Annotated in this window: 24 protein-coding genes; 13 read left to right on the top strand and 11 right to left on the bottom strand. The window is 61.6% G+C overall.

Going from position 1 to position 25417, the window contains the following annotated elements:
* Positions 1 to 28: 28 nt before the first annotated feature.
* Positions 29 to 661, bottom strand: coding sequence for an SACE_7040 family transcriptional regulator (locus ABIE18_RS04650; protein WP_499721480.1), 633 nt, complete (start codon positions 659 to 661; stop codon positions 29 to 31).
* A gap of 146 nt (positions 662 to 807) precedes the next feature.
* Here ABIE18_RS04650 and ABIE18_RS04645 point away from each other — a divergent pair, with 146 nt between their 5' ends.
* From ABIE18_RS04645 to ABIE18_RS04615, 7 genes are read left to right on the top strand one after another with little or no spacing between them, the layout of a single operon-like run.
* Positions 808 to 2418 carry a carboxyl transferase domain-containing protein gene (locus ABIE18_RS04645; protein ID WP_499721479.1) on the top strand — a complete coding sequence of 537 codons (1611 nt, stop codon included), beginning with the start codon at positions 808 to 810 and terminating at the stop codon, positions 2416 to 2418.
* Positions 2419 to 2420: 2 nt separating this feature from the next.
* Positions 2421 to 4622, top strand: coding sequence for an acetyl/propionyl/methylcrotonyl-CoA carboxylase subunit alpha (locus tag ABIE18_RS04640; RefSeq protein WP_499721478.1), 2202 nt, complete (start codon positions 2421 to 2423; stop codon positions 4620 to 4622).
* Positions 4619 to 5782, top strand: coding sequence for an acyl-CoA dehydrogenase family protein (locus ABIE18_RS04635; RefSeq protein ID WP_499721476.1), 1164 nt, complete (start codon positions 4619 to 4621; stop codon positions 5780 to 5782). Before ABIE18_RS04640 ends, ABIE18_RS04635 begins: the two co-directional genes overlap by 4 nt.
* A gap of 20 nt (positions 5783 to 5802) precedes the next feature.
* The gene (locus tag ABIE18_RS04630; protein WP_499721474.1) at positions 5803 to 6591 is read left to right on the top strand and encodes a CoA transferase subunit A; all 789 of its coding nucleotides are present in this window, start codon (positions 5803 to 5805) and stop codon (positions 6589 to 6591) included.
* Positions 6588 to 7340 (top strand): CoA transferase subunit B, encoded by a 753-nt coding sequence (locus ABIE18_RS04625; RefSeq protein ID WP_499721473.1) that lies wholly within the window; start codon positions 6588 to 6590, stop codon positions 7338 to 7340. Before ABIE18_RS04630 ends, ABIE18_RS04625 begins: the two co-directional genes overlap by 4 nt.
* Positions 7337 to 7822, top strand: a complete 486-nt coding sequence (locus ABIE18_RS04620) for a MaoC family dehydratase (RefSeq protein WP_499721472.1) — start codon at positions 7337 to 7339, stop codon at positions 7820 to 7822. Before ABIE18_RS04625 ends, ABIE18_RS04620 begins: the two co-directional genes overlap by 4 nt.
* A 44-nt stretch (positions 7823 to 7866) precedes the next feature.
* Positions 7867 to 8742, top strand: a complete 876-nt coding sequence (locus tag ABIE18_RS04615) for an HpcH/HpaI aldolase/citrate lyase family protein (protein WP_499721471.1) — start codon at positions 7867 to 7869, stop codon at positions 8740 to 8742.
* Between the two features lie 85 nt (positions 8743 to 8827).
* Here the strand turns inward: ABIE18_RS04615 and ABIE18_RS04610 are convergent, their stop codons facing one another.
* From ABIE18_RS04610 to ABIE18_RS04580, 7 genes are read right to left on the bottom strand one after another with little or no spacing between them, the layout of a single operon-like run.
* A complete protein-coding gene (locus ABIE18_RS04610) occupies positions 8828 to 9931 on the bottom strand; it encodes a Gfo/Idh/MocA family protein (RefSeq protein WP_499721470.1) in 1104 nt (367 codons plus the stop codon).
* Complete coding sequence (locus tag ABIE18_RS04605; RefSeq protein ID WP_499721469.1) at positions 9916 to 10617, bottom strand: ThuA domain-containing protein; 702 nt, start codon at positions 10615 to 10617, stop codon at positions 9916 to 9918. The genes ABIE18_RS04610 and ABIE18_RS04605 overlap by 16 nt, the downstream gene beginning before the upstream one ends.
* Before the next feature lie 56 nt (positions 10618 to 10673).
* Positions 10674 to 11678: a sugar phosphate isomerase/epimerase family protein gene (locus ABIE18_RS04600; RefSeq protein ID WP_499721467.1), complete on the bottom strand. Its 1005-nt coding sequence runs from the start codon at positions 11676 to 11678 to the stop codon at positions 10674 to 10676.
* Between the two features lie 11 nt (positions 11679 to 11689).
* Positions 11690 to 12949: a Gfo/Idh/MocA family protein gene (locus tag ABIE18_RS04595; RefSeq protein ID WP_499721465.1), complete on the bottom strand. Its 1260-nt coding sequence runs from the start codon at positions 12947 to 12949 to the stop codon at positions 11690 to 11692.
* 45 nt (positions 12950 to 12994) lie between these two features.
* Positions 12995 to 13900 (bottom strand): carbohydrate ABC transporter permease, encoded by a 906-nt coding sequence (locus tag ABIE18_RS04590; protein WP_499721463.1) that lies wholly within the window; start codon positions 13898 to 13900, stop codon positions 12995 to 12997.
* Between the two features lies 1 nt (position 13901).
* Positions 13902 to 14831, bottom strand: a complete 930-nt coding sequence (locus tag ABIE18_RS04585; protein WP_499721461.1) for a carbohydrate ABC transporter permease — start codon at positions 14829 to 14831, stop codon at positions 13902 to 13904.
* Entirely contained in the window at positions 14828 to 16153 is a 1326-nt protein-coding gene (locus ABIE18_RS04580) for an extracellular solute-binding protein (protein ID WP_499721460.1), read from the bottom strand. Before ABIE18_RS04580 ends, ABIE18_RS04585 begins: the two co-directional genes overlap by 4 nt.
* Positions 16154 to 16405: 252 nt before the next feature.
* Here ABIE18_RS04580 and ABIE18_RS04575 point away from each other — a divergent pair, with 252 nt between their 5' ends.
* Positions 16406 to 17506, top strand: coding sequence for a LacI family DNA-binding transcriptional regulator (locus ABIE18_RS04575; RefSeq protein ID WP_499721459.1), 1101 nt, complete (start codon positions 16406 to 16408; stop codon positions 17504 to 17506).
* On the opposite strand, the gene ABIE18_RS04570 is transcribed toward ABIE18_RS04575, so the two are convergent.
* Positions 17478 to 18956: a lipase maturation factor family protein gene (locus ABIE18_RS04570; protein WP_499721458.1), complete on the bottom strand. Its 1479-nt coding sequence runs from the start codon at positions 18954 to 18956 to the stop codon at positions 17478 to 17480. The genes ABIE18_RS04575 and ABIE18_RS04570 overlap by 29 nt on opposite strands.
* Before the next feature lie 100 nt (positions 18957 to 19056).
* Between ABIE18_RS04570 and dxr the strand changes: the two genes are divergently transcribed.
* From dxr to ABIE18_RS04545, 5 genes are all read left to right on the top strand, one after another.
* Entirely contained in the window at positions 19057 to 20259 is a 1203-nt protein-coding gene (gene dxr / locus ABIE18_RS04565; RefSeq protein WP_499721457.1) for a 1-deoxy-D-xylulose-5-phosphate reductoisomerase, read from the top strand.
* 39 nt (positions 20260 to 20298) lie between these two features.
* Positions 20299 to 21630 carry a M50 family metallopeptidase gene (locus tag ABIE18_RS04560; RefSeq protein ID WP_431119431.1) on the top strand — a complete coding sequence of 444 codons (1332 nt, stop codon included), beginning with the start codon at positions 20299 to 20301 and terminating at the stop codon, positions 21628 to 21630.
* Between the two features lie 83 nt (positions 21631 to 21713).
* Positions 21714 to 22007 (top strand): YciI family protein, encoded by a 294-nt coding sequence (locus tag ABIE18_RS04555; protein WP_499721456.1) that lies wholly within the window; start codon positions 21714 to 21716, stop codon positions 22005 to 22007.
* 48 nt (positions 22008 to 22055) lie between these two features.
* On the top strand, positions 22056 to 23222 hold the full coding sequence (gene ispG, locus ABIE18_RS04550) for a flavodoxin-dependent (E)-4-hydroxy-3-methylbut-2-enyl-diphosphate synthase (RefSeq protein ID WP_216925300.1): 1167 nt from the start codon (positions 22056 to 22058) through the stop codon (positions 23220 to 23222).
* A complete protein-coding gene (locus ABIE18_RS04545) occupies positions 23185 to 24063 on the top strand; it encodes a GNAT family N-acetyltransferase (protein ID WP_442017069.1) in 879 nt (292 codons plus the stop codon). Before ispG ends, ABIE18_RS04545 begins: the two co-directional genes overlap by 38 nt.
* Here ABIE18_RS04545 and ABIE18_RS04540 read toward each other — a convergent pair.
* Entirely contained in the window at positions 24060 to 24671 is a 612-nt protein-coding gene (locus tag ABIE18_RS04540) for a TetR/AcrR family transcriptional regulator (protein ID WP_499721454.1), read from the bottom strand. The genes ABIE18_RS04545 and ABIE18_RS04540 overlap by 4 nt on opposite strands.
* Entirely contained in the window at positions 24668 to 25411 is a 744-nt protein-coding gene (locus ABIE18_RS04535; protein ID WP_477513621.1) for an ABC transporter permease, read from the bottom strand. Before ABIE18_RS04535 ends, ABIE18_RS04540 begins: the two co-directional genes overlap by 4 nt.
* Positions 25412 to 25417: the final 6 nt, after the last annotated feature.

Here is a 25417-nt window from a genome sequence, read left to right as displayed (position 1 = left end):
GGTGCCGGGCCCGCCGTTGTTGCCACAGTCAGGCTGACGTCAGAGCGGCCAAAGCCATCTGTTCCAGGATCGGCCTGGCCGACTTCACGGCGATCTTCCGTCCGTGATGGCGGACGGAGTGAGGCGTGGAATTGATCAGGCCAAAGGCTGCATGTGCCCGGACGCGGAGGCCGGCGACATCCGCGTTGGAGTGGATGCGTGCCAGGACGTCCACCCAGGTTTCAACGTAGGCGCGTTGCAAGGACCGGACTTCGGCTTGGTCCGTGCTGCTGAGGCTGCCGAAGTCGCGGTCCTGAACGCGTATGACGTCCGGGTTGCTCAGCGCAAAGTCCACCTGGAACTGGATCAAGCCCTTCAGCGCGTCCATGGGGTTCTCCGCTTCCGCGACCACGCGGAGGCCGCCGTCGAGCAGGTCGCGGCTGACGCTGAGGAGAAGCTCGCCGAGGACAGCCTGCTTGCCGGGGAAGTGCCGGTAAACGGCAGGCCCGCTGACGCCTGCGGCAGCACCAAGATCTTCAAGCGAAACCCGGGTGAAGCCATTTTCTGCAAAGAGTCCCGCGGCCGCTGAAAGCAATGCCAGCCTGCGGAGTTCCTTGGCTTGGCCTCGCTGTGTTGCTGCGGCTGGGCTGCGGACTGTGCCTGTTTCCGGGCCTCCGGTCACGTTCTCCTCCTTGGTGCCACTGCCAGAGATGTGGGTTTGCGCGGGTCCCACTGTGCTGGACATCACAGTTAATAAAGACTAACCTAAATTTCAGTTACGTGGCACTAACCGAAATGGCCTGGTGGTCGGGAATGGAACAGTGGTCAATGGAGACAATTGCCGGCTTGGCAGGACCCAACAGCGGCACCTTTGAAGCCAATCAGGAAGCACAGCTGGCCCTCGTAGGGGAACTGAAGGAACGTCTTGCCGCTGCAGCCCTCGGGGGACCAGCGAAGTCCAGGGAGCGTCATGTTGCCCGAGGCAAACTATTACCCCGGGAGCGAATTGACTACCTCCTGGACGAGGGCAGCCCCTTCCTGGAGATAGCGCCCCTGGCCGCACATGGCATGTACAACGATGATTCGCCGGGCGCAGGAGTGATTGCCGGTATTGGGTTGGTCCATGGCCGGCACGTCCTGGTGATTTCCAACGATGCCACGGTCAAAGGCGGCACGTATTACCCCATGACGGTCAAGAAGCACCTCAGGGCCCAGGAAATCGCCTTGGAAAACAGGCTTCCGTGTATCTACCTTGTGGATTCCGGGGGAGCGTTCCTGCCCAAGCAGGATGAGGTTTTCCCCGACAAAGAGCACTTTGGCCGGATCTTCTACAACCAAGCGCGCATGTCGGCGGCGAAAATTCCGCAAATCGCCTCGGTGATGGGTTCGTGCACAGCCGGCGGAGCATATGTGCCGGCCATGAGTGACGAAACAGTGATCGTCCGCAACCAGGGCACCATCTTCCTCGGGGGTCCGCCATTGGTGAAGGCAGCGATTGGCGAGATTGTCACCGCTGAAGAACTGGGTGGCGGCGAGGTGCACTCCAGGATTTCCGGAGTTACGGACCACCTGGCCGAGAACGACCAGCATGCGCTGGAGATCGTCCGGGACATCGTCGGCACGTTGCCCAAGCCGGCCGCGCCGGCGTGGGACGTGCTCGACGTCGTCCTGCCGCCCGTCGTCGACCCTTCCGGGATTTATGGCGTGGTCCCCACAGACGTCAACGCCCAGTACGATGTCCGCGAAGTAATCGCCCGGCTCGTGGACGGATCCCAATTCCATGAGTTCAAGAAGAACTACGGCACCACGCTGGTGACTGGATTCGCTCATCTCCATGGACACCCCGTTGGCATCGTGGCCAACAACGGGGTCCTGTTCAGTGAGTCCTCGCTCAAGGGCGCCCACTTCATCGAACTCTGCGATCAGCGCGGGATCCCGCTGATCTTCCTGCAGAACCTCTCCGGTTTCATGGTGGGCAAAGACTACGAGCAAGGCGGCATTGCCAAGAACGGCGCAAAGATGGTCACCGCCGTCGCAACGGCGAGGGTCCCCAAGCTGACAGTTGTCATCGGCGGCTCCTTCGGCGCTGGAAACTACTCTATGTGCGGGCGGGCCTACTCGCCGCGTTTCCTGTGGATGTGGCCCGCTGCCCGTATTTCGGTGATGGGTGGAAACCAGGCATCCAGTGTCCTTGCAACGGTCAAACGGGACCAGTACGAGGCCGCTGGCCAGGAATGGTCCGCCGAGGAAGAGGAGGCCTTCAAAGCTCCCATTAAGGAGCAGTACGAGGAACAAGGCAGCCCCTATTACTCCACCGCCCGGCTTTGGGATGACGGCATCATCGATCCCGCAGACACCCGACAGGTCCTGGGCATGGCTTTGGACGTCATCTCCCGCCAGCAACTGCCCGAGACCTCCTTCGGCCTCTTCAGGATGTGACCATGACTCTGCCAACCACCACAGCATCAGCCGCCACCGTGGCGTCCCGTCCCTTCAGCGCCGTCCTCGTTGCCAACCGTGGTGAGATCGCTTGCCGCGTGATCCGAACCCTCCGGGACATGGGCATCCGCTCCATTGCCGTCTTTTCGGACGCGGACAAGCACGCCAAGCACGTGGCGCTTGCCGATACCGCAGTGGCAATCGGGGGGACGGCGCCCTCGGAGAGCTACTTGAAAATCGACGCCATCATCGATGCCTGCCGCCGCAGCGGTGCGGTGGCAGTCCATCCTGGCTACGGCTTCCTGTCCGAGAATGTGGAGTTCGCCAAAGCCCTTGACGCGGCGGGGATCACGTTCATCGGACCGGGCGTTGACGCAATCGAGGTCATGGGAGACAAGATTCGTTCCAAGAATCACGTCATGGCCTACGACGTCCCGTGCGTACCCGGAATTGCGGTACCCGGCCTCACTGATCAGGAACTGATCGACGCTGCGCCGTCGGTGGGCTTTCCTTTGCTCATCAAGCCCTCGGCAGGCGGCGGCGGCAAGGGGATGCACATCGTGGAGCGGCCCGAAGACATGGCTGCCACACTGCAGACCGCACGGCGCGTGGCAGCTTCGGCGTTTGGGGATGACACGCTGTTCCTGGAACGGCTCATCAAGGCACCCCGCCACATCGAGGTCCAGGTCCTCGCGGACAACCATGGCAACGTCATCCACCTGGGCGAGCGCGAATGTTCCCTCCAACGCCGCCATCAGAAAGTTATTGAGGAAGCTCCTTCAGCACTCTTTGAGTCGCTGGCGGACGGCCCTGCCGAACGGGCCCGCATTGGAGAGGCAGCCTGCAACGCAGCACGTTCGGTCAAATACAGCGGCGCCGGCACGGTGGAATTCCTGGTGTCCGACGAACATCCCGATGAGTTCTTCTTCATGGAGATGAACACGCGCTTGCAGGTGGAACACCCCGTCACCGAAATGGTCACCGGGATGGACCTCGTTGAATGGCAGGTGCGGATCGCCGCCGGTGAGGTACTCACCGTTGCGCAGTCCGACGTCGTTCTTGAAGGCCACGCCGTAGAGGCGCGCGTCTATGCCGAAGTGCCGGAGCGGAACTTCATGCCCTCGATGGGGCGCCTCGTGGCGCTGGCCGAGGATGGCGGGACGGATCCCAAGGTGCTCGGCGAGCAACGTTCCCACGCGAACGTCCGGATCGACTCCGCGATGCGCGAGGACCTTGAGATCACCGGCGACTACGATCCCATGCTGGCCAAGGTCATCGCCTGGGGCGAAAACCGCGCCGCTGCGCTGGACACCTTGGACGCTGCCTTGGGCAGGTACACCCTGCTGGGCTTGGACACGAATGTGGAATATCTCCGGCTGCTGATCAATGATCCTGACGTCCGCGCCGGCCACCTGGATACGGGGCTGATCGAACGCAAACTGCCGTCCATGGAATTCAGGCACGCAGGCGCCAACGAGTTGATCGCCGCCGCCCTGACGCTGTGGCTCGAAAAGAAGGCAAACTCTGGGGCTTCTGCCCATGCCGGCAACGCCTGGAGCTCGCTTGATTCCTGGCGCCTTGGCGCCCGCGGCGCCTGGAGTGCCACGTTCGGACTGCCGGGTGGCGGCACCTCCACCGTTGCTTTGACTGAGGACTCCGGCACCTTCTCGGCAGCCATCGACGGCGGCCCTGACGCGGGCCGTTCGGCCAAAGTCAACGCCGTGGAACGGGCCGGGGACGGCATCGTCCTGGAGTTCGACGGCGGTCGGGTCACCTATGCGGTGGGGCTGCCACCAGCCGAGGCGCACGGAATCCGGGCGATCTACCTTGGCAACAACGGCTGGTCCTGCCGCCTGGAAGTCCTGGACCGCGCCGAACGTCTTCAGAGGATGCTGGCAGGCATCCAGCGCGAAGAAGGTGCTGCAGACCCGGAGGTGCGCTCGCCGATGCCGGGAACGGTGGTTTCGGTGGCAGTGGCCAACGGAGACATGGTCCAAGAGGGGCAGCCGCTCCTGGCAGTGGAAGCCATGAAAATGGAGCACCAACTGGTGGCATCGGTTTCCGGAACCGTGCACCTCACCAGCAAACCGGGCGACTTGGTCAAAGCCGACCAAGTGCTCGCCACTATTCACGCAGCAGACCCTTTTGAAGGGCCTGTAGAGATAGACAAGCCCGCAGAGACAGACAAGGAAGTCCAGCCATGAGCAGTTTTGACCTGAACGAGGAATACCAGGACCTCAGTGATTCCGTCCGCGAATTCGCCGACGAAGTGGTGGCACCCGTATCTGCCAAGCACGATGAAGAACACAGCTTCCCCTATGAAGTGGTCAAGCAGATGGGGGAGATGGGGCTGTTCGGCCTGCCGTTCCCGGAGGAGTTTGGTGGCATGGGTGGGGACTACTTTGCCTTGGCGCTGGCCTTGGAACAGTTGGGCCGGGTGGACCAGTCCGTGGCAATCACGCTTGAGGCCGGTGTGTCCCTGGGCGCCATGCCGGTGTACCGTTTCGGCACGCAGGAACAGAAGGAGCGCTGGCTTCCGGAGTTGGCATCCGGACGATCCTTGGCGGGATTCGGGTTGACCGAGCGTGAGGCCGGTTCCGATGCAGGTGGTACCAAGACCCACGCCCATGTGGAGAACGGCGAATGGGTCATTAATGGCAATAAGGAGTTCATCACGAACTCCGGCACGGACATCACCACGTTGGTGACCGTCACTGCCGTCACCGGTAAGACGGAAAACCCCGATGGCAGCGCCAAGAAAGAAATATCCACCATTCTTGTGCCCACCGAAACCGCGGGCTTCAAGGCAGAGAAGGCTTATAACAAGGTGGGCTGGAACGCGTCGGACACGCATCCACTGACCCTGGACAACGTCCGGGTTCCTGAAGCGAACCTCCTGGGCCAGCGGGGCAGGGGCTATGCCAACTTCCTGTCCATCCTCGACGAGGGCCGCATTGCCATTGCCGCCTTGGGCACAGGCGCGGCACAGGGTTGTGTGGACCTTTCGGTGAAGTATGCCAAGGAACGCAGCGCCTTTGGCCAGAACATCGGCAAGTACCAGGCCATCCAATTCAAGATCGCCAGGATGCAGGCCAGGGCCCATACGGCTCGTTTGGCCTATTACGATGCAGCAGCGAGGATGCTGGCCGGCAAGCCGTTCAAGACTGAAGCGGCCATCGCTAAGATGGTCGCAGGCGAGGCAGCCATGGACAACGCACGGGACGCCACCCAGGTGTTCGGTGGCTATGGCTTCATCAACGAATTCACAGTGGCGCGCCATTACCGCGACTCCAAGATTCTTGAAGTCGGGGAAGGCACCACTGAAGTCCAGTTGATGCTCATCGCCCGCGAGCTGGGTCTGTAACCGTAGGGGAAGGATCAAGGATGATTGACAAGGTTGTTGCCAGCGCCGCGGAAGCGGTGAAGGACATCCCGGACGGCGCCTCGCTCGCTGTCGGCGGTTTTGGCCTATGCGGAATCCCCGTGTCGCTGATCGACGCGCTCCACAGCCAAGGCACCACGGACCTGGAGACCGTGAGCAACAACTGTGGCGTGGACGATTGGGGCCTCGGAATCCTCCTGAAGGATGGACGAATCCGCCGCACCATCAGCTCGTACGTGGGGGAGAACAAGGAGTTTGCCAGGCAGTACCTCGCCGGCGAACTGGAGGTGGTCCTCACCCCGCAGGGCACCCTGGCCGAGAAACTGCGCGCAGGGGGTGCCGGAATTCCCGCGTTTTACACGAAGGCCGGCGTGGGAACCCAGGTGTCCGAGGGCGGCTTGCCGCAAAAGTACGACGCCGAAGGGAACGTTGCGATCGCCTCCGCCCCCAAGGAGGTGCGCACTTTCCAGAACGCCGACTACGTGCTGGAAGAATCGCTGACGCCGGACTTTGGGCTGGTCCATGCGTGGAAGGGCGACCGCCACGGCAACCTCGTCTTCCATGCAACAGCCATGAACTTCAACCCCCTGTGTGCCATGGCCGCCAAGACAACCATTGCCGAAGTCGAAGAGCTCGTGGAAACCGGCGAGCTGGACCCGGAACACATCCATACGCCCGGCATTTTCGTGCAAAGAGTGGTGGTGGCGCCTGCCACGGAGAAACGGATTGAAAAACGGACGGTGGCTCTGACCACCAGCCAAGCAACCGGGCAGGCAGGAGCAGCACAGTGACCGACAACTCGTACCATGACATCCCGCCCCGCCCCGAAGCCGTGCGGCACGAGTATCGACGTGCCGACATCGACCATCACGAAGCCAAAGGCTGGAGCCGCAACGAACTTGCTGCGCGGGTAGCCCAGGAACTCACCAACGGCCAGTACGTGAACCTGGGGATTGGGATGCCCACCCTGATTCCCAACTACATTCCTGCGGGTGTGGAAGTGATCCTCCATTCCGAGAACGGCATCCTGGGCGTCGGGCCTTATCCGGCCGAGGACCAGGTTGATCCGGACCTCATCAACGCCGGCAAGGAAACTGTCACCATCAAACCGGGCGCTGCGTTCTTCGATTCGGCCTCGTCCTTTGGCATGATCCGGGGCGGCCATGTGGATGTGGCGGTCCTGGGTGCCATGGAAGTGGCGGCCAACGGCGATCTTGCCAACTGGATGATCCCCGGAAAGATGGTCAAGGGCATGGGCGGTGCCATGGACCTCGTGTTCGGCGCCAAGAAGGTAATCGTCATGATGGAACACGTGGACCGCAACGGCCGGCCCAAAATCGTCAAGGAGTGCACCCTGCCCCTGACGGGCAAGGGCTGCGTGGACCGGATCATCACCGACCTCGCTGTGATCGATGTCGTCAAGGACGAGGGGGAGCCGCGGCTGGTCCTTCGCGAACTGGCCCCCAACGTCACTTTGGACGACGTCGTGGCTGCCACCGGGGCTGAACTCTTCGAAGAGGACCAGGAACTCACCGTATGACCCGGGTTGTTGAGCAGCGTGGACTGTACTTCGATGAGCTTGAAGAGGACGTGATCTACGCCCACAAGCCCGGACGAACCGTGACGGAAGCAGACAACGTCCTGTTCACTACCTTGACCATGAACACCCAGGCGCTGCACCTGGACGCAGCTTGGAGCTCCGCGCAGCCGTTCGGGCAGCGGCTGATGAATTCGATGTTCACCTTGTCCACAATGGTGGGGCAGTCGGTGACCCAGCTGACGCAGGGCACCATCATCGCCCAGCTGGGGCTGACGGATGTCACCTTTCCCCACCCGCTCTATCACGGGGATACCCTGTACACGGAAACGGTGATCACCGCCAAGCGGTTGTCGTCCTCGCGTCCTGGCCAAGGTGTGGTGACCATGCAACATACTGGCAGGAACCAGGACGGAGTGGTGGTGGCACTTGCCACGCGTACCTGCCTGATGTGGACCCAGGAAGCACACGCCGCGCAGTCCTAGGCTGTTTTCCGCATTTGTCAGCATTCCAGCAGCAAGGAACCCTCATGCCTTCTCCCGACTCCTCCCTGCACGTTACGGTTACGCCATTCACCATGGGGCCGGCACTCCTCTTTTGCCCCGCTGACCGGCCGGAGCGTTTCGGCAAGGCTGCGGAGCGCTCGGACGCAGTGATCCTGGACCTCGAAGATGCCGTGGCTCCGGGGGACAAGCAGCGGGCCCGGGGCGCGATCCTCGCCCAGCTCGGATCCGAAGGAGACACTGCTGAGCTGGACCCGAGCCGGACGATTGTCCGCGTCAACCCTGTGGGCTCCGCGGAATTCGAGAAGGACCTGCACAGCCTGGCGCACACTCCCTATCGCACAGTCATGCTCGCCAAGGCGGAGAGCGCCGGGCAGCTCAGGGCACTTGAGGGCTACCGCGTGATCGCACTCTGTGAAACGGCCGCCGGCATCGTTAATGCTTCAGCCATCGCCGCGGAACCCAACGTTGTTGCCTTGATGTGGGGCGCCGAGGACCTGCTCGCTTCCCTGGGCGGTCTCTCCAGCAGGAACGGCGACGGCGGCTACCGGGCCGTGGCCCTGCACTCACGGTCCGCGGTGCTGCTTGCCGCTAAAGCCGCTGGCAAGGAAGCAATCGACTCCGTGTATGTGGACATCCCCGATCTCGAGGGCCTGTCTGTGGAATCCCTTGACGCCGTGGCCAGCGGTTTCGGTGCCAAAGCCTGCATCCACCCCAGCCAGGTTGCAACAGTGCGGGAAGCCTATGCACCAACACCTGAAGCCGTGACCGAGGCCGCCGAGCTTCTCGACGCAGCATCTGCGGCCGGAACGGGCGTCTTCCAGTTCAAAGGCAAGATGATCGACGGCCCTATCCTTAAGCACGCCGAGGCAACACTGCGCCGGGCCCGGCACACGAGATGACAGTTGAACCCCATGTTTTGCTGCCGGAACATGGGGTTCAACTGTCACTTCGGCGTGCCCTGCGGCACTCCTCAATTCATGTTGTCTAGGCGCGTACCGGCGTCGAAAGTTCTGCCAGTTCCACCATGTCCGGGCGGCTAACAGTGCTCTGGATGGCTACCGCCTGTCCTGTCTTGGCGGATTCCAGCACGGACTCCATGACCTCAAGGGCATGGAAAGCGAGTTGGCCACCGGCGCGCGGCTCTTGTCCGGCGGGAGTGGCTGACAAATCGGCGATGCCAAAGCCGCGGCCGGCGTCAACGTAACCCGCAGATACAGGGAGTGTTTTCCACTCCTCGGCTCCCAACTCGAACAGCTGCACATCGCCGTCGAAGTGGTTGGGATCCGGAACAACGAGCGAACCTTTCTCTCCGTGGATTTCGATGTTGGGGCTCTTGGTCTTGACGGCGTCGAAGCTCATGAACAGCGTAGACAGCGCGCCGGAAGCATGGACAAGGACACCCGTGACGTGGGAGTCGATGTCCACGGGCACTTTTTGCCCTTGCCGAGGACCGGAACCGATGGTGCGTTCGTTGCGGGTGTGGCTGGCCGCCCCCACTACCGACACTATGGGGCCAAGCAGCGTGACCAGAGCGGACACATAGTAAGGGCCCATATCCAGCAGCGGGCCGCCGCCGGGTTGGTAATAGAAGTCGGGATTCGGATGCCAGCGCTCATGCCCTGGCGTAGCCATGGTGGCCGTTGCCGAAACCGGAGCGCCAATCAGGCCGTCGTCGATCGCTTTTCGGGCAGTTTGGATACCGGTGCCGAGGACTGTATCCGGAGCGCACCCCACAATCACTCCCGCCGCGTTGGCCGCCTCGAGTACCTGCCGGGCCTCAGCTGTGGTTGCCGCCAACGGCTTCTCGCCATAAACGGACTTGCCCGCCGCGATTGCCTTGAGCGCGATGTCAGCATGCGCTGCCGGGATGGTCAGGTTGAGGACAAGTTCGACGTCGTCCGCCTCAAGCAGCCCATCCACGGACAATGCACGGACGCCGTCGTAGGAGTCGGCAACTGCCTGGGCGCGGGCGGGATCGAGGTCCGCAACGGCTACGAGGTTGATGGAATCCAACCGGCGGAAGTTTGTCAGGTACTGGGCGATAATGGCGCCGCAGCCAATGATTCCTACATTCAGCGGGATGCCCACAGCATGCCCCTTTCGATGATGGTGCGGACGTTGCTGTCCTGGAGGATTTCCACGCGGTGGCCGGGAGTGGAGACGAAGATTCTTCCCTTGCCCCATTGCCTGGTCCAAATGGCGGGGGAAGTGACCTCGCGGTTCCACGGGTCCCATTCGCGGACCTTTTGCGTGGTGGTCGCCAGGACGTCGATGTAGTCATCGGCCAGAACCCAATACTGCTCGGTGACGAGGTCAAAGTCGGCGATTCCCTGGGTAATGGGATGCTCTGCTGCGGCAGGGAGCATGTTCACCGAGTAGGGAACATAGTTATCTGACTGTTCGCCGATCCGTTCGTCCTCATGCTTGCCGGGGTGGCAGGCGAACTGGCCCCCGATCAAGTGCAGGTAGTCCGAAGTGTTGCGGTAGGAATCGGCGATCCCGCCGTGCCATCCGGCAAGTCCACTGCCATTTTCGACGGCGGCGCGGAGCCCCGCGAACTCGTCCTTTTCGATGGTGGACATCGTCATGCACTGCACGATCAGGTCCACTCCGGCCATGTATTCAGTGTCCGCGTAGATTTTGGGGGATTCCTCCACCCTGACCTCATAGCCGTTCGCTTTGAGGAAGGGGAGGAACAGTTCGGTGGCTTCCACCGGCTGATGTCCGTCCCAGCCGCCTCGAACCACAAGTGCGGTCTTGTTCTTGCTTGTCATGTTTTCCTTCGTATTCGTAAACGTCCGGGTGAGTCTGTTGGCTGTTCAAAATCAGTTCAGCGGGCGGCAAAGGCGGCATCGAAAGCTGCAGCCGGGGGCCGAATGGCTGCCAGACGGCGGACCATGTCCAGCGCTTCCGGAGCGCCGATCAGCCGATCCATGCCCGCGTCTTCCCATTCGATGCTGGTGGGTCCGGTATACCCGATCGAGTTGAGCGTCCGGAAAATGGGTTCCCAGTTCACGTCGCCATGGCCGGCAGTGACGAAGTCCCAGCCACGGCGGGGATCAGCCCACGGCAAGTGGGATCCAAGGCGCCCGTTGCGTCCATTGAGTTGGCGCACGGATTCCTTCACGTGAACATGGAAGATCTTGTCCGCGAAGTCCTGGAGGAACATCACCGGGTCCAGGTCCTGCCAGATGAAGTGGGAGGGGTCAAAGTTAAGGCCAAAACTGTCCCTGTGCCCGATCGCTTCCAGTGTGCGTTTGGCAGTCCAGTAGTCGTAGGCGATCTCAGAAGGATGGACTTCCAAGGCAAAACGTACTCCTACCTCGTCAAAGACATCCAGAATGGGGTTCCAACGGTCTGCGAAGTCCTGGTAGCCGCGCTCGATCATGCCTTCTGAAGCCGGCGGGAACATCGCCACGCACTTCCAGATGGACGAGCCCGTGAACCCCGTGACGGTCTTGACGCCAAGCCTTGCCGCCGCACGCGCCGTGGTCTTCATCGCTTCGGCAGCACGCTGACGGACGCCCTCAGGATCGCCGTCGCCCCACACGTCGGGTGTCAGGATGTCCCGGTGACGTTCATCGATGGGGTCATCGCACACTGCCTGTCCGGTGAGGTGGTTGGCGATCGCATGGACGGAGAGATGGTGCTTCTCCAGAATGTCCAGCTTGCCTTGAAGATACGAGTCGTCTTGGACGATGCGCAGAGGGTCCAGATGATCGCCCCAGCAGGCAATCTCCAGGCCGTCGAAGCCCCACTCGCCAGCCAGGCGCGCTACTTCCTCAAACGGCAGGTCGGCCCACTGGCCGGTAAAAAGGGTGATGGGTCGGGTCATCATCATTCCTCTCAGACGTTCTGCCAACGGCTCGCGTTGCCCGCGCTCGCCTCAACGGCGGCCAGCACCTTTTGGACCTGCAGCGCATCAGCAAACGACGGCGAGGGCTGCTCCCCGGCGCCGATGGCATTCACCAGGTCCACCACTTGGTGCGTGAATCCATGCTCGTAACCAAGGCCGTGCCCGGTGGGCCACCAATTGCCCGTGTACGGATGGGACGGTTCGGTGACAATGATCTTGCGGAATCCGGCGTCAGGTTCCAGTGCCGAATCGTAGAACTGGAGCGAGTTCATGTCCTCGAAGTCGAAAGCCAGCGAGCCCTTGGTCCCGTTGAGCTCCAGGCGCATGGCGTTCTTGCGGCCCAGGGCAAAACGTGTCGCTTCGAAGATGCCGATTGCCCCTGCCACAGCGCCGGAATCAGTGCCGGAAGAAGTCCCGACGGCGGTGCCTTCCTTGGCGGTGGTGGCGGCAGCATCGGCGTCGTGCTTTCCGCCAAACCGGGCGGTGAACAGCGCGGCGTCGTCCACGGTGACCGGGCCCTTGGCGGCGTCCGAACCGCCGCGGCCGCCGAGGCCCACGTAGTCTCCACCCACAGGCCGTTCCTTCACGAAGGTTTCCAGCAGCGCCGAGACTCCGGTGATTGGGGAGCCCGTGATCCACTGCGCGGCGTCGATGCTGTGGGCGCCGATATCGCCCAGTGAACCGGAGCCGGACTTGGACTTGTCCAGGCGCCACGTGAGCGGCGCATCCGCGTCACTGAGCCAGTCCTGGAGGTATTGCGCCCGGACGTGGCGGATGTCGCCCAGGCGCCCTTCCTCCACCATCCGCTTTGCCAAAGCCAAAGCCGGAGTGCGTCGGTAACTGAAGCCGCACATGGACAGTACGCCGCGCTCGGCTGCCGCCTGGGCAACCGCTGTCATTTTCTCCGCCTCTTCCACTGAATTGGCCAGTGGCTTTTCGCAGAGCACGTGCTTGCCCGCTTCCAAGGCGGCGATGGCGATCTCGGCGTGCGTGTTTCCGGGGGTGCAGATATCGATGAGGTCAATGTCATCGCGCTCGATCAGGCGGCGCCAGTCGGTTTCCACAGAATCCCAACCGTACTTGGTGGCAGCTGCACGCACGCCGTCCGGGTTGCGGCCGGCGACGGCAGTCAGTTCAGGTATCAAGGGGAGGTCGAAGAATCGCGGGGCTGTCCGCCAGGCATGCGAGTGGGCAGCGCCCATGAAGGCATAGCCCACCATGCCCACGCGGAGGCGTTTGGGTTCTGACATGTGAAAGTCCTTTCTTGTCTGAGCTGGCGCCTGGCTGGCGGCCGGCTACTTGCTGAAGCCTGCCGTAAGGCCACTGACCAGCTGACGGCGTCCGAGGACGTAAATCACCAGGATTGGCAGGGTGCTCAGGACAACGGAGGCCAGCACTGCGGGGATGTTGACGCTGAACTCGCCCTGGAAAGTCCACAGTCCCAACGGGAGGACGCGGAGTCCGGGGCTTTGGGTGAGTACCAGGGGCAGCAGGAATCCGTTCCAGACATGCAAGCCGTTGTAAATTGCCACGGTTACAATCGCCGGACGGGTCAAGGGCAGCGCCAACCTCCACATCGTTTGCCAATCACTGCAGCCATCCAGGCGCATTGACTCGAACAATTCGTTCGGCACATCGCGGATGAAGTTGGACAGGATCAGAACCGTCAACGGAATGGCGAACGCTATGGAGGGAAGCATGATGGCAAGGAGGCTGTCATACAGGTTCAGCCGGATGATCATCAGGTAGATCGGAATGATGGTTGCCTGGAGCGGAATCGCCAAGCCCATGAGGAACATGCCGTTAACAAACTTCAGGTATCGGCCGCGACCACGAACGATCGCGAAGGCAGCCATGAAGGAGATCAATACCGTGGGGATCACGGAGCCAAGTGTGACGATCACGCTGTTCATGAAGTACGTGGTGAAGTTGGCCTCGAGAACCAGTTGGTAGTTCTCCACCGTAGGAGCCGTCGGGAGGGCCAACGGATTCTGCCCAAAGTACCCTTCGGACGTCTTCAAGCTGGTGATGACGATGTAGTAGATCGGCACAATGATGATGGCCAGCCATATCCAACCGCCAAGGCCTCCGGGAATGTTCAGCCGCCTGACCCGTGAACCAAGGCTCTGCTTGGCCTTGATGGAATGGCCCGGGGGAGTGGCTGGAGCGGTTTTCGAATCGCTGTGAAGGACAGTGCTCACCTTACAAACCTTCCAATTGGCTGCCCTGCTTGTCCTTGCCTCCAAGGCGCTGGAGGAACAAGGCAAGGACAAGGCCGATGACGACGAGGATGACCGCGATGACACTTGCCGGGCCCATCAGGTTGGCCCGGAAGCCGCGCAAGTACATGTCAAGCGCCAGGATGCGGGTGGAATTACCCGGCCCGCCACCGGTCAGGACAAAGATGAGGTCGAAGTACGTCAGCGATCCGACCACCATCAGGGTGGACGAAGTGATGATGGTGTATTTCAGCTGCGGAAGCGTGATGTGGAAGAACTGCTTAATGATGCCCGCACCATCGATCTGTGCTGCCTCATACAGGGACTTGGGGATTTGCCGGACACCACCTTGGTAGATGAGCGTATGGAAGGGCACGAACTGCCAGGCGATCACAAAGATGACCAGGCCCAATGCCAACTGTGGGACGCCCAGCCAGTCTTGGGCAAGGAAGGGCAAACCCAGCCCCATGGCCAGCCCAAAGTTAGGGTCCAACAATGCTTTGTACGCAATAGCAACTGCCGCGGAGGAGAGGAGAAGCGGCAAGAAGTACAACACCGCCAAGGCAGCCCTGTAACGCTGTGTGCCGGCGGTGAAGACTCCCAGGAGAAGGCTGATGGGAGTCTGAACCAGCCAGGAGAGGATCATGATCAGGAAAGTCAGGCCCAGTGCGTTGTACAGTCCGGGGTCGCTGAGAACTGAGGACCAGTTCTCCAGGCCGGCTGCTCCGATGGCGCCGATGCCGTCCCAGTTGGCGAAGCTCAGAACCAGGACACCTACCAGTGGCGCAAGTGCGAACACCACGAAGAAGATCAAAGCCGGCACCGTCAGCCACGCAAGTGCAGATTTTTGCTTCCCGCTCTGCTCGATTTTCCGCGATGCAGTGGCAGCCCTTTGAGTGGTTGTTGAGCTCATTTGCCCAGGGTGGCATTCATGTTCTCGGCGAACTGCTGTGGCGTGATCGACTTGAGGAAGAGCTGGTCGATGTTGTTAAGCAGGGCCTCGGCCGCAGTCGGGCTCAGGGCTTGATCCCATGACTGCTGGAAGTTCGGGGCATTTTTGGCCAGATCGTAGACGAAGTTCAGGAAGTCCTTGTCCGGGGACGTTGCGAGCTTGTCTTCAATTCCGTTGACGATCGGGACCGAACCGGAGTTGATGTAGGCGTCGATGACCGTATCCGTCATGATGCCGTCCTTGAAGAACTTCTTGGCCGTTTCCTTTTCCTTGTCGGTGGCCTTGGCCGAAATCGACATGTACTGGGCGGGGTTGCCTACGCCATTCTTCGGATCTCCCTTGCCTCCCGGGATCGTCGGGAAGGTGACGAAGCCCAGTTTTCCGTCCTGGACGAAGTTCTGGCCTTCCTTCTTCATGGGTCCGTACGTCCAGGAGCCTTGAAGCAACATTGCTGCTTTGCCCGTGAACAGCAGCGCCTGATCCGCTTTCGAATCTGCCGTAATGGAGGAGAAGCCCTTGATGAAGCCATCGGCGGACACCAGTTCCTGGATCTTGGTACCCGTTTCGATCACGGCCGGATCCATCCAGGCATTGGGCTTGCCTTCGAAAATCGAAGTGAACACCTCGGCCCCTCCGATGCGGTCCAGCAGGTATTCCAGCCACATCATGGAGGTCCAGCGGGATTGACCGCCCAAGGAGAACGGGGCTACTCCCATGTCGTTGAAGGTCTTTACCAGCGACATGACGTCGTCCCAGGTCTTGGGTGGCTGCACCCCGGCCTTTTCAAAGAGCTCTTTGTTGTAGAACAGGACAACAGGGGCCACGTACTGGTTGGGGAGGGCGTAGATCTTGCCGTTGACGGTGGCTGCACCGAAGGAAGCGGGGAAGAACTTGTTTTTCAGGTCCGGGTTGGCCTCGAACCAGCTGGTGAGGTCTTCCACCTGGTTGGCCTCGGCGTAGGTCTTCAGAGTCCCGCCACCCCATCCATAAACAATGGTGGGGGCCTGGCCCGCGCCGATCGCGGTTTTGATCTTCGTCTTGTAAGCATCGTTCTGGAAGTACGTCACAGCGATCTTGTTATCGGGATTCGATGAGCCAAAAGCATCGACGGCTTTCTGGATGGTGGTCTGGTTCGGCTCACCGGAGAGGAACCACATGCTGGCGCCTCCTCCGCTCGCGCTGCCCGGTCCGGACGTACCGCAGGCACTGGTTGCCATGACTGCGAATGGCGTAACTGCCGCTAAAGCCAGAAAAGAACGCCGTGATGATTGGAACTGCTTCATTGCTTCTCCATGTGTAGTCGCCTCGTTGGGCACGTTGCGGTGCCCATCTCCCAAAAGGAGTGACCATTGCCCGAAAAATATCGAAATATTTCGCGAATGCTGTTTAGGTCACGGTCTAAACTAAAGTGCAATTCATCACACGTCAAGGCTTACTTTGGCTCTGATTGGCTCGATGTTGCAGCTCTCTTGAGCTTTCCATCGGCTTCCCGCATACTCGAAGCAAGCCGAAATATTTCGAAAGCAGGGGGATTCATGGAACGCGAGCAACGTCCGCTCAAGCTCACACTGGCTGCGGTAGCGAAAGAAGTGGGTGTTTCAGCGCCCACGGTTTCCAAAGTGGTGAATGGCAGGGAGGACGTCGCTGAGGAAACCCGGGCGCGCGTGCTGGCGGCCTTGCAGCGAACCGGATACAAGTCGCCCCTGCAACGCAAGAGTCCTCCGCCCCAGCAGTCAGTTGAGGTGGTTTTCGACTCCCTGAACTCGGCCTACTCCGTGGAAGTCCTCAACGGTGTCATGGAGCACGCGGCGGTCTCGGACATGGAGGTCATTCTCTCGGTGACCAGCAGGCAAACAGCGTCGCCGTTGGGCCCCGAAGAGCGGGCCCAGCGCATCATCGACGAAGGCCGCAGCGGAATGATCGTGGTCACTTCCGCCTTTGGGTCCGCACAGTTGGAAGCCTTCCAACGCCGCCGGATCCCCATCGTGGTGGTTGACCCCCTCAATCCGCCGCCGGCAGACGTCTTCAGCGTGGGTGCAAGCAACTGGGCCGGGGGCAAGGCCGCGGCGACGCACCTGCTCGAGTTGGGACATCGAAGGATCGCCTATATAGGCGGACCGGCCACGGCAGAATGCAGCCAGGCACGGCTCCACGGCTATATGGCGGCACTCATGGCAGAGGGCATCACCGTGGACGACGACTATGTGTCCTCCGGCGCGTTCCGGCCCGAGAACGGTGTAAGAGGCATGAAGGCCCTGCTGGCACTTGAGGATCCGCCCACGGCAATATTCGCTGGAAGCGACAGCATCGCGCTCGGTGTCCTGGCAGAAGCGCGAAGGCAGAACATCCGGATTCCGGAGGACATGAGCCTCGTCGGTTTCGACGGCACACACCAAGCGGAAGAATCCGTTCCACCCCTGACGTCCGTGTCACAGCCACTGCAGGAGATGGGCCGTTCGGCCCTGCGGTTCATCCTGCGCCAGGTCCGTGGCGAGGACATCGACTCCCGCCGGGTGGAGCTGGCTACGCATCTGGTGGTTCGTGAGTCCACAGCGCCACCGCCCGCATCGAAGGCCAAACCCGCGTCCGAGGCCAAATCAGACAACGCTAAAGCTGCCGCCGCCGTCGAGGCGTAAGGGCGACCGGCGGAATGGCGTCATACAGTAACACCCGCACCCAACGCTCACCCGTCTCACGGAACTCCGCACGGCTGGCGAAACGGTAAAGATAGCTGCGTGCACGCACCCAACGCGGGCGTTCGCCGTCGAACGGGTCATGGCGAAGCAGCCCAAGAGTTGGCTTGTCCGCCTCCAACAGCTTCTCAAGGAAGGCGTAGAACCACCCCTCGTGGACGGTCCGCAGCGGCAGGAACCACATGAGCCAATCAAGCCTGAGGTGATACGGGGCCCATTGCCGCGGCAGGCGGCGCACGTCCCCGGGTTTGCCTTTGAAGCCGTACCCCAGCCAGTGCTCGTCAGCTGCATCCGGCTCTTCAGCCATGGTGCCTTCAACGACGATCTCGATCCGCTGCTTCGTCACCGTACCGAACGCACCATAAGCATTGACCAGGCGCCAGCGATTGAAGCTCGCATTCATGAGTTGCTGGCGCGAGAAGAGGTTCAGGAGCGGTCGGTAACTGAGGACCAGCAACAGGAGCGTCACGGCAAGAACGACGACGAGCCACCACACCGGAGTTTCGGCACCTGTGTGCCACTCGAGCGGGATGACGGGAAGAACCGCATGCGCCACCGGATCACTCACGGCAGCGAAGGCGAGAACGATTGCCATCCAGTTCAGCCAGGCAAAATTGCCGCTGCCCACCAACCAAAGCTGCGTCACGATGATGACTCCTGCCGCGATACTCGCCAGCGGTTGGGGCGCGAACAGGAAGAACGGAACCACCAACTGCGCGAAGTGGTTTCCCACCACTTCCACTTTGTGCAACGGGCGGGGGAGGAGATGGGCCTGCCGGCTCAGCGGTCCGGGCATCGGCTGTGTCTCGTGGTGATAGAACATCGCCGTAAGGTCGCGCCACTCACGGCCTCCCCTGATTTTGATCATTCCCGCGCCGAACTCAAGCCGGAACACCAGCCACGCAATCAGGATCAGGATGGTGGTGGGTGGCGGAACCTGGTCCGAGCCAAGGAAAGCTACGGTGAAACCGGCCTCCAGCAGCAGGATCTCCCAGCCAAAGCCGTAGAACGTCTGGCCCACATTCACGATCGACATGTACAGGAACCAGAGGGTGAGGAACGCCAGCATCGGCAGCCACGGTGGTCCCAGCTGCGGCAAGCCCAGCACCAGCAAGGCGGACACCGCAATTCCCGCCCAACAGACTGCCCGCAGCAGGGCATCGGAGTACCGCCACTGGAAGAGAGTAGGCCGGGCGGGACGGCGCGCCATGTCAAGGAATGACGGGACGGGAAGCAGGCCGTGCTCGCCAAGGAGTGCAGGAAACTGGTTCATGGTGGAGAGGAACGCAACCAGATAAAGGGCGGCAGTACCGCGTTGCAATACCTGCCGCGCGAATTCGTAGTCCCGCGCGTTAAACCAGTCCTGCGCGTCAAACCAGGCCAGCCACTCCACAATTCCACGTTACGCGCGGGAAAGAAGTGGTCAAGCGGGGTTTTCCACTTACCCGGGTGCTACGTTCGCACCCTTCTGCGGCTGCTGGGATACTTAAGCAATGCAGCCGCGCAAGATCGTCATCCTCGGGTCCACCGGTTCCATCGGCACACAGGCGATAGACGTCGTCGACGGCGCCCCGCACCTTTTCGAAGTGGTGGCACTGAGCGCCGGCGGCGGGAACCTGGAATTGCTCGCCCACCAAGCTGTGCATACGCGGGCGCAGGCCGTTGGCATTGCCCACGGCGATCCGGAAGCATTGCAGAACCTGATTGACGCCGCGGCGGCCCGAGAAGGCTTGCGCAACTTCGCCCCGGAAATTTTCGTTGGACCGGACGCGTCCACCCGCATCGCCGAAGTGGAATGCGACGTCGTTCTCAACGGCATCACCGGCTCCATTGGCCTGGCGCCAACCCTGGCCGCGCTGGCATCCGGCGCCACCTTGGCGCTCGCCAACAAAGAGTCGCTGATTGTCGGTGGTGCCCTGGTGAAAGCAGCTGCCCGCCCCGGCCAGATTGTGCCTGTCGATTCCGAACATTCGGCCATCGCCCAGTGCCTGCGCTCGGGTACTGAGCAGGAGGTGGAGAAGTTGATTCTCACGGCGTCCGGCGGACCTTTCCGGGGCCGCAGCCGTGAGCAGCTTCACGATGTCACACCCGCCGAGGCTCTGGCGCATCCCACCTGGGATATGGGCCTCATGGTCACCACCAACTCGGCGAGCCTCGTTAACAAGGGCCTTGAAGTGATCGAGGCCCATCTGCTGTTCGACGTACCCCTGGACAGGATCGACGTCGTGGTCCATCCACAGTCGGTGGTCCACTCGATGGTCCAGTTTGTGGATGGGTCCATCATTGCCCAGGCGTCGCCGCCTGACATGCGGCTTCCCATCGCCTTGGGGCTGGGCTGGCCCGGGAGGGTTCCAAGGGCTGCCCAGCCATGTGACTGGACCCAAGCCACAAGTTGGACATTCGAACCACTGGACTCGGTTGCGTTTCCGGCAGTGGAACTCGCCAAGGAGGCCGCGAAGCAGGGCAGCACCTACCCTGCCGTCTTCAACGCGGCCAACGAGGAAGCCGTGGAGGCTTTCCACGCCGGTCGCATCCGCTTCACGGACATTGTGGACACGGTGGAGTCCGTCCTCAGCGAACATTCAGGTTCTTCGGAGCTTACGGTGGAGTCCGTGCTGGATGCTGAGAGTTGGGCACGCACGCGCACCCATGATCGTTTAGCCAACAGCGCGGTTCAGCTCAGAAGTGCCCAGTAGAAACCCAGTATAAAAACCCATGGAAGCAGTCCCGTCGGCATGAGTCCCGTCCTTCTTTTCATCCTCGGAGTCGTCTTCGTCGCCCTTGGCGTCGCAGTGTCCATCGCCTTGCATGAGGTTGGCCACCTGGTCCCCGCGAAGCTCTTTAAGGTGCGCGTGACCAAGTACATGATTGGCTTCGGGCCCACCTTGTGGTCCAGGAAGAAGGGCGAAACGGAGTACGGCTTCAAGGCCCTTCCGTTGGGTGGCTACGTTGCCATGATCGGCATGTACCCGCCCAACAAAGAAGATGGCGGGGTACGTCCCTCCAGCACGGGCATGTTCCAGACGCTTGCCAGCGAGGCCCGTTCCGTCGCGCACGAAGAAGTAGGCCCCGGGGATGAAGGCAGGGTCTTTTACAAGCTGCCGGTCTGGAAGAAGATCATCATCATGCTCGGCGGCCCGGCCATGAACATGCTGATCGGTTTGGTTCTCCTTGCCATCCTGCTCATGGGTTTTGGCGTTGCCACGGCCACCACAACCATCGCGGACGTCTCAAAGTGCCAGGTGGCTGCGGGGAAAACGGTGGATCCTGATTCGGCGGACTGCAAGCCAACCCCCGCGGCGGCTGCCGGCCTGCAGCCGAACGACACCGTCAAGACTTTCGACGGCAAAGCCGTCACCAGCTGGGATGAACTCACCGGCTGGATCCGGGCCTCGGCCGGCAGGGAAGTACCCATCACCGTAGAACGCAACGGCTCGGAAGTTTCCACCACCGTTACTCCAGTCTTGTCCTCGCGGCCGGTTGTGGGTGCCGATGGCCGCCAGGAGCAGGACGCCAACGGCGTGCTGAAGTACCAGGAGGTTGGCTTCCTGGGAATCGGCGCGCAGAGCGCCTTGGTTCCCCAGCCGGCGTCGTCGGTTCTTCCCATGGCGGGGGAGAACATCAAGCAGATTTCCGGAGTAATCCTTAACCTGCCTGCCCGTGTGGTTGGTGTGGCGAAGGCCGCCTTCAGCGAGGAACCCCGCGATCCGAACGGGCCCATCAGTGTGGTGGGCGTCGGTCGGGTGGCCGGCGAAGTTGCTGCGATGGAAGAGGTACCGCTCCAAGCACGCATCGGAACCTTGGTAGGGCTGCTTGCCGGCCTGAACTTCGCGCTGGCCATCTTCAACCTTGTACCCCTGCTGCCTCTCGACGGCGGCCACGTGGCAGGTGCACTGTATGAGGGGGCCCGGCGCCAAGTGGCCAGGCTGAGGGGAAAGCCGGATCCAGGTGCTTTCGATATCGCAAAGCTGCTTCCCGCCACGTATGTGGTGGCAGCGCTGCTGATGGCCATGGGCGCGCTCCTGATTTACGCGGACATCGTCAAGCCGGTGAATATCTTTGGCTGAGACCGCTGACCGGGACCGGGGGCCTGCAGAGTGAACTGGAATGGATGGCGGATCATCGCCACGCGGCGGGATAGGCTAGTTTCATGACTGTTTTCGCTGTTGAGTATGTATACGTCGCCGAATCCGGCGCCCTCCGCGACGAAGCCCGCGCGGCGCACCGTGCCTGGCTGGGCGATCTCGCAGCGGATGGCACGCTGCTTGCGAGCGGACCCTACGGTGATGGTGCCGGCGCACTGCTCATCTTCAAGTCAGCAGATGAAGCCGAACTCAATGACCTCCTGAAGCAGGATCCGTTCGCTGAAGCCGGAGTGATAGCCGGCATCCGCACCACGGAATGGGACCCCATCATCGGCGTCCTGGCTGCCCACGCGTCCTAGCTCCGGCGTCCTCACCACAACGATCCACCCCAAACCCAAGGAGTCCACGTGACCTCGGTCAGCCTGGGAATGCCAGCCGCCCCACCCCCCGTCCTTGCCCCGCGCCGTAAGACGCGGCAGATCAAGGTTGGGTCTGTTGGCGTTGGCTCCGATTCGCCCATCAGCGTGCAGTCCATGACTACGACGCCCACCACGGATATCAACGCCACGCTTCAACAGATCGCTGAACTGACGGCCTCCGGCTGCGACATCGTCCGCGTTGCCTGTCCGTCAGCCGACGACGCCGAGGCGTTGCCGATCATTGCCCGCAAATCCCAGATCCCCGTGATCGCCGATATCCACTTCCAGCCGAAGTACGTTTTCGCGGCCATTGAAGCGGGATGCGCAGCGGTCCGTGTGAACCCCGGCAATATCCGGAAGTTCGATGACCAGGTCAAGGAAATCGCGGCAGCCGCGAAGGACCACGGCACATCCATCCGGATTGGCGTCAACGCTGGTTCCCTGGAGCCGGGCATCATGAAGAAGTACGGCAAGGCCACCCCTGAAGCACTGGTGGAGTCCGCTGTCTGGGAGGCCTCGCTCTTCGAAGAGCACGGTTTCCACGACTTCAAGATCTCCGTGAAGCACAACGACCCCGTGATCATGGTTGCTGCCTACGAGATGCTCGCCGAAAAGGGCGACTGGCCCCTGCACCTTGGCGTGACCGAAGCCGGTCCGGCCTTCCAGGGAACCATTAAGTCCGCCACTGCTTTCGGGGCCCTGCTGTCCCGCGGCATCGGTGACACCATCCGCGTTTCCCTCTCGGCGCCGCCCGTGGAGGAAATCAAGGTTGGCAACCAGATCCTGCAGTCGTTGAACCTGCGCCCGCGCAAGCTTGAGATTGTGTCCTGCCCGTCCTGTGGCCGCGCCCAGGTGGACGTGTACACGTTGGCTGAGCAGGTAACCGCCGGCCTTGAGGGGATGGAAATCCCCCTCCGCGTGGCCGTCATGGGTTGTGTAGTCAACGGCCCGGGCGAGGCCCGCGAAGCAGACCTCGGTGTGGCTTCCGGAAACGGCAAGGGCCAGATTTTCGTGAAGGGCGAAGTCATCAAGACAGTGCCTGAAAGCGAAATTGTTGAGACACTGATCGAAGAGGCCATGCGTATCGCTGAAGAGATGGGGGAGGCCGATGGCGAAGATGCTGTCAAGGGTAGCCCCGTGGTTAGCGTCTCGTAACGAGACAGGCCTGGGGGTCAGGGTGCTCGGCAGTGCCGACACCTTGGCCCTTCGCGCGCTTGCCAGCGAAGATCCCGTTGCCAACGTCTTCATCCTTGCGCATCTGGACAGCGTAGGAACGGCAGCGCCCACCAGCGGCGGCGCCAGCGTCTTTGGCGTGTTCGACGACGACACCCTCCTTGGAGCCTGTTGGGCCGGGGCCAATCTGGTCCCGGTGCAACTCGACCCAGGGCTTACCGGATATGTAGCTACGGCGGCCCACCAATCCGGCAGGCGGTACGCCTCCATCTTCGGGCCGGCGGAAACAGTCCTGGCGCTCTACTCCCGCTTTGAGCAGTTGGGCCACTTCGCGCACGAAGTCCGCTCCAGGCAGCCCCTTTTGACCATTTCCGGCGGGCCGGCCATCGAAGCCAATCCGCTGCTGACCTTCGGCACTATGGCGGACTTCGAACGCATCCTGCCCGCCTGCGCCGCCATGTTCGAAGAAGAAGTTGGCTACTCGCCGTTCCTGGGCGGCCAGGACTTCTACAGCAGGCGCGTTGCCGGGCTTATCCGCCAAGGGCATTCCCTGGTCCACATCGACGCTGCCGGAACCGTGGTTTTCAAGGCAGAGTTGGGTGCAGTGACCCAGGACGTCACGCAGGTCCAGGGCGTATGGATGAATCCGGAGATGCGTGGACACCACCAAAGCGCCGGTTACATGGCCGCCGTCGTAAATCTTTCACGTACCTTTGCGCCCGTAACGAGCCTGTACGTCAATGACTACAACGCTAAAGCGCGGGCCACCTACGAAAGAGTCGGCTTCGAGCAAGTGGGTACGTTCGCCACGGTCTTGTTCTAGCCGGGGGAGTTCAGGTTCCCGGTGAGATACCGCTGGATGGTGGGTGCCACCATGCTCACTACTTCCTCCTGATCGGCACTCGCCAGAGGTTCGAGCCGAATCACGTAGCGGAGCAGCATCAGTCCCACCACTTGTGTCGCCACCAGATTGCCACGCAGGCGGACTTCCTCAGCAGGACCTTGCACGCCCACCATGACCCGGGACAGGATGGTCCGGCTTACGGTCTCCCGCAGCAGTGCTGTTTTGGCCTTCGATCCGATGGTTCCCCGAACGAATGCCACCAGGCCGGGTTGCGCCGGGCCCTCCCACAACCGGACTACCGCACGGACAAGTGCTTCAGCCCTCGCCCAGGGTTCCAGGGTTTCAACGCCGGCCAGGACCTCTTCAGGATCAGCAGGCAACTCCACGCTGGAGGCGAACAATTCGTCTTTGCCTTTGAAGAAGTGATGCACCATGGCCGGATCCACTGAAGCTTCCCTCGCCACTTGCCGAAGACTCGTGCCGTCGAACCCTTGCTCTGCGAACAACTTCCGGGCCGCCACCAGAATGGCTTCGCGCGAATGGTCGCTCCCGCTTCGACGGCCGCGACGCAGGGGTTCCAGGCTCATGAGGTCTGCCTCCTCAGCGTCAATGAGGCAAGGACAAGGACCCCCACCACGATTCCGCCCATCACCATGGTGTCCTGCCACATGGTTTCAGTGGCATCGATGTTCCCTGCGATCTCCTGAAGGGCATCAACAGAAAACGTCAGGGGAAGAACTCCGGAGATGGCCTCGAGGACGTCGTTCATCTGCTCCCGGGCCACGAAGAGTCCGCAGAGCAGGATCTGTGGCACCACCACTACCGGCATGAACTGCACAGCCTGGAACTCGGTGCGTGCAAAGGCCGAACACAGCAGCCCCAGGGCCACTCCAAGGACAGCGTTGATGACCGCGATCAGCACGACGAACCCGGGACTGCCCTTGATGTCCAGATCGAAGATCCAGTATGCAACAGCCGTGGCCACCAGCGACTGCAAAGCCGCCATGATGGAGAAGGCAATGGCGTAGCCGAACAAGAGGTCCGCTTTATGGATGGGTGTAGTGAGGAGCCGCTCCAAAGTGCCGGAGGTTCGTTCCCGCAGCATGGTGATGGACGTGACCAGGAACATGACGACGAACGGGAAGATCGCCAGCATCATGAGGCCAACGCGGTCGAAGGTGCGCGGAAAGCCCGGGGGCAGTGTTTCGTTCTCGAAAAGATAATAGACGGCGGTGAGCAGCAGCGCCGGAACCACCATAATGAGCGCCACACTGCGGTGATCGTGCCGCAATTGACCAAGGACCCGGGCAGTGGTGGCAAAGGTCATCCGAAG

The sequence above is a fragment of the Arthrobacter sp. 2762 genome, from assembly GCF_040548745.1.
In the GTDB taxonomy this organism is placed as follows: Bacteria; Actinomycetota; Actinomycetes; order Actinomycetales; family Micrococcaceae; genus Arthrobacter.
The sequence above is the reverse complement of the archived record's forward strand: the minus strand, read 5'-3'. Positions and strand labels throughout refer to the sequence as shown.

Excerpts from the sequence above, each read along its gene's own strand:
- ABIE18_RS04645 (WP_499721479.1), top strand. The coding sequence starts at position 808 with ATGGAGACAATTGCCGGCTTGGCAGGACCCAACAGCGGCACCTTTGAA.
- ABIE18_RS04640 (WP_499721478.1), top strand. The coding sequence starts at position 2,421 with ATGACTCTGCCAACCACCACAGCATCAGCCGCCACCGTGGCGTCCCGT.
- ABIE18_RS04635 (WP_499721476.1), top strand. The coding sequence starts at position 4,619 with ATGAGCAGTTTTGACCTGAACGAGGAATACCAGGACCTCAGTGATTCC.
- ABIE18_RS04630 (WP_499721474.1), top strand. The coding sequence starts at position 5,803 with ATGATTGACAAGGTTGTTGCCAGCGCCGCGGAAGCGGTGAAGGACATC.
- ABIE18_RS04620 (WP_499721472.1), top strand. The coding sequence starts at position 7,337 with ATGACCCGGGTTGTTGAGCAGCGTGGACTGTACTTCGATGAGCTTGAA.
- ABIE18_RS04615 (WP_499721471.1), top strand. The coding sequence starts at position 7,867 with ATGCCTTCTCCCGACTCCTCCCTGCACGTTACGGTTACGCCATTCACC.
- ABIE18_RS04605 (WP_499721469.1), bottom strand. The coding sequence starts at position 10,617 with ATGACAAGCAAGAACAAGACCGCACTTGTGGTTCGAGGCGGCTGGGAC.
- ABIE18_RS04600 (WP_499721467.1), bottom strand. The coding sequence starts at position 11,678 with ATGACCCGACCCATCACCCTTTTTACCGGCCAGTGGGCCGACCTGCCG.
- ABIE18_RS04595 (WP_499721465.1), bottom strand. The coding sequence starts at position 12,949 with ATGTCAGAACCCAAACGCCTCCGCGTGGGCATGGTGGGCTATGCCTTC.
- ABIE18_RS04585 (WP_499721461.1), bottom strand. The coding sequence starts at position 14,831 with ATGAGCTCAACAACCACTCAAAGGGCTGCCACTGCATCGCGGAAAATC.
- ABIE18_RS04580 (WP_499721460.1), bottom strand. The coding sequence starts at position 16,153 with ATGAAGCAGTTCCAATCATCACGGCGTTCTTTTCTGGCTTTAGCGGCA.
- ABIE18_RS04575 (WP_499721459.1), top strand. The coding sequence starts at position 16,406 with ATGGAACGCGAGCAACGTCCGCTCAAGCTCACACTGGCTGCGGTAGCG.
- dxr (WP_499721457.1), top strand. The coding sequence starts at position 19,057 with ATGCAGCCGCGCAAGATCGTCATCCTCGGGTCCACCGGTTCCATCGGC.
- ABIE18_RS04560 (WP_431119431.1), top strand. The coding sequence starts at position 20,299 with ATGAGTCCCGTCCTTCTTTTCATCCTCGGAGTCGTCTTCGTCGCCCTT.
- ABIE18_RS04555 (WP_499721456.1), top strand. The coding sequence starts at position 21,714 with ATGACTGTTTTCGCTGTTGAGTATGTATACGTCGCCGAATCCGGCGCC.
- ABIE18_RS04545 (WP_442017069.1), top strand. The coding sequence starts at position 23,185 with ATGCTGTCAAGGGTAGCCCCGTGGTTAGCGTCTCGTAACGAGACAGGC.
- ABIE18_RS04540 (WP_499721454.1), bottom strand. The coding sequence starts at position 24,671 with ATGAGCCTGGAACCCCTGCGTCGCGGCCGTCGAAGCGGGAGCGACCAT.
- ABIE18_RS04535 (WP_477513621.1), bottom strand. The coding sequence starts at position 25,411 with ATGACCTTTGCCACCACTGCCCGGGTCCTTGGTCAATTGCGGCACGAT.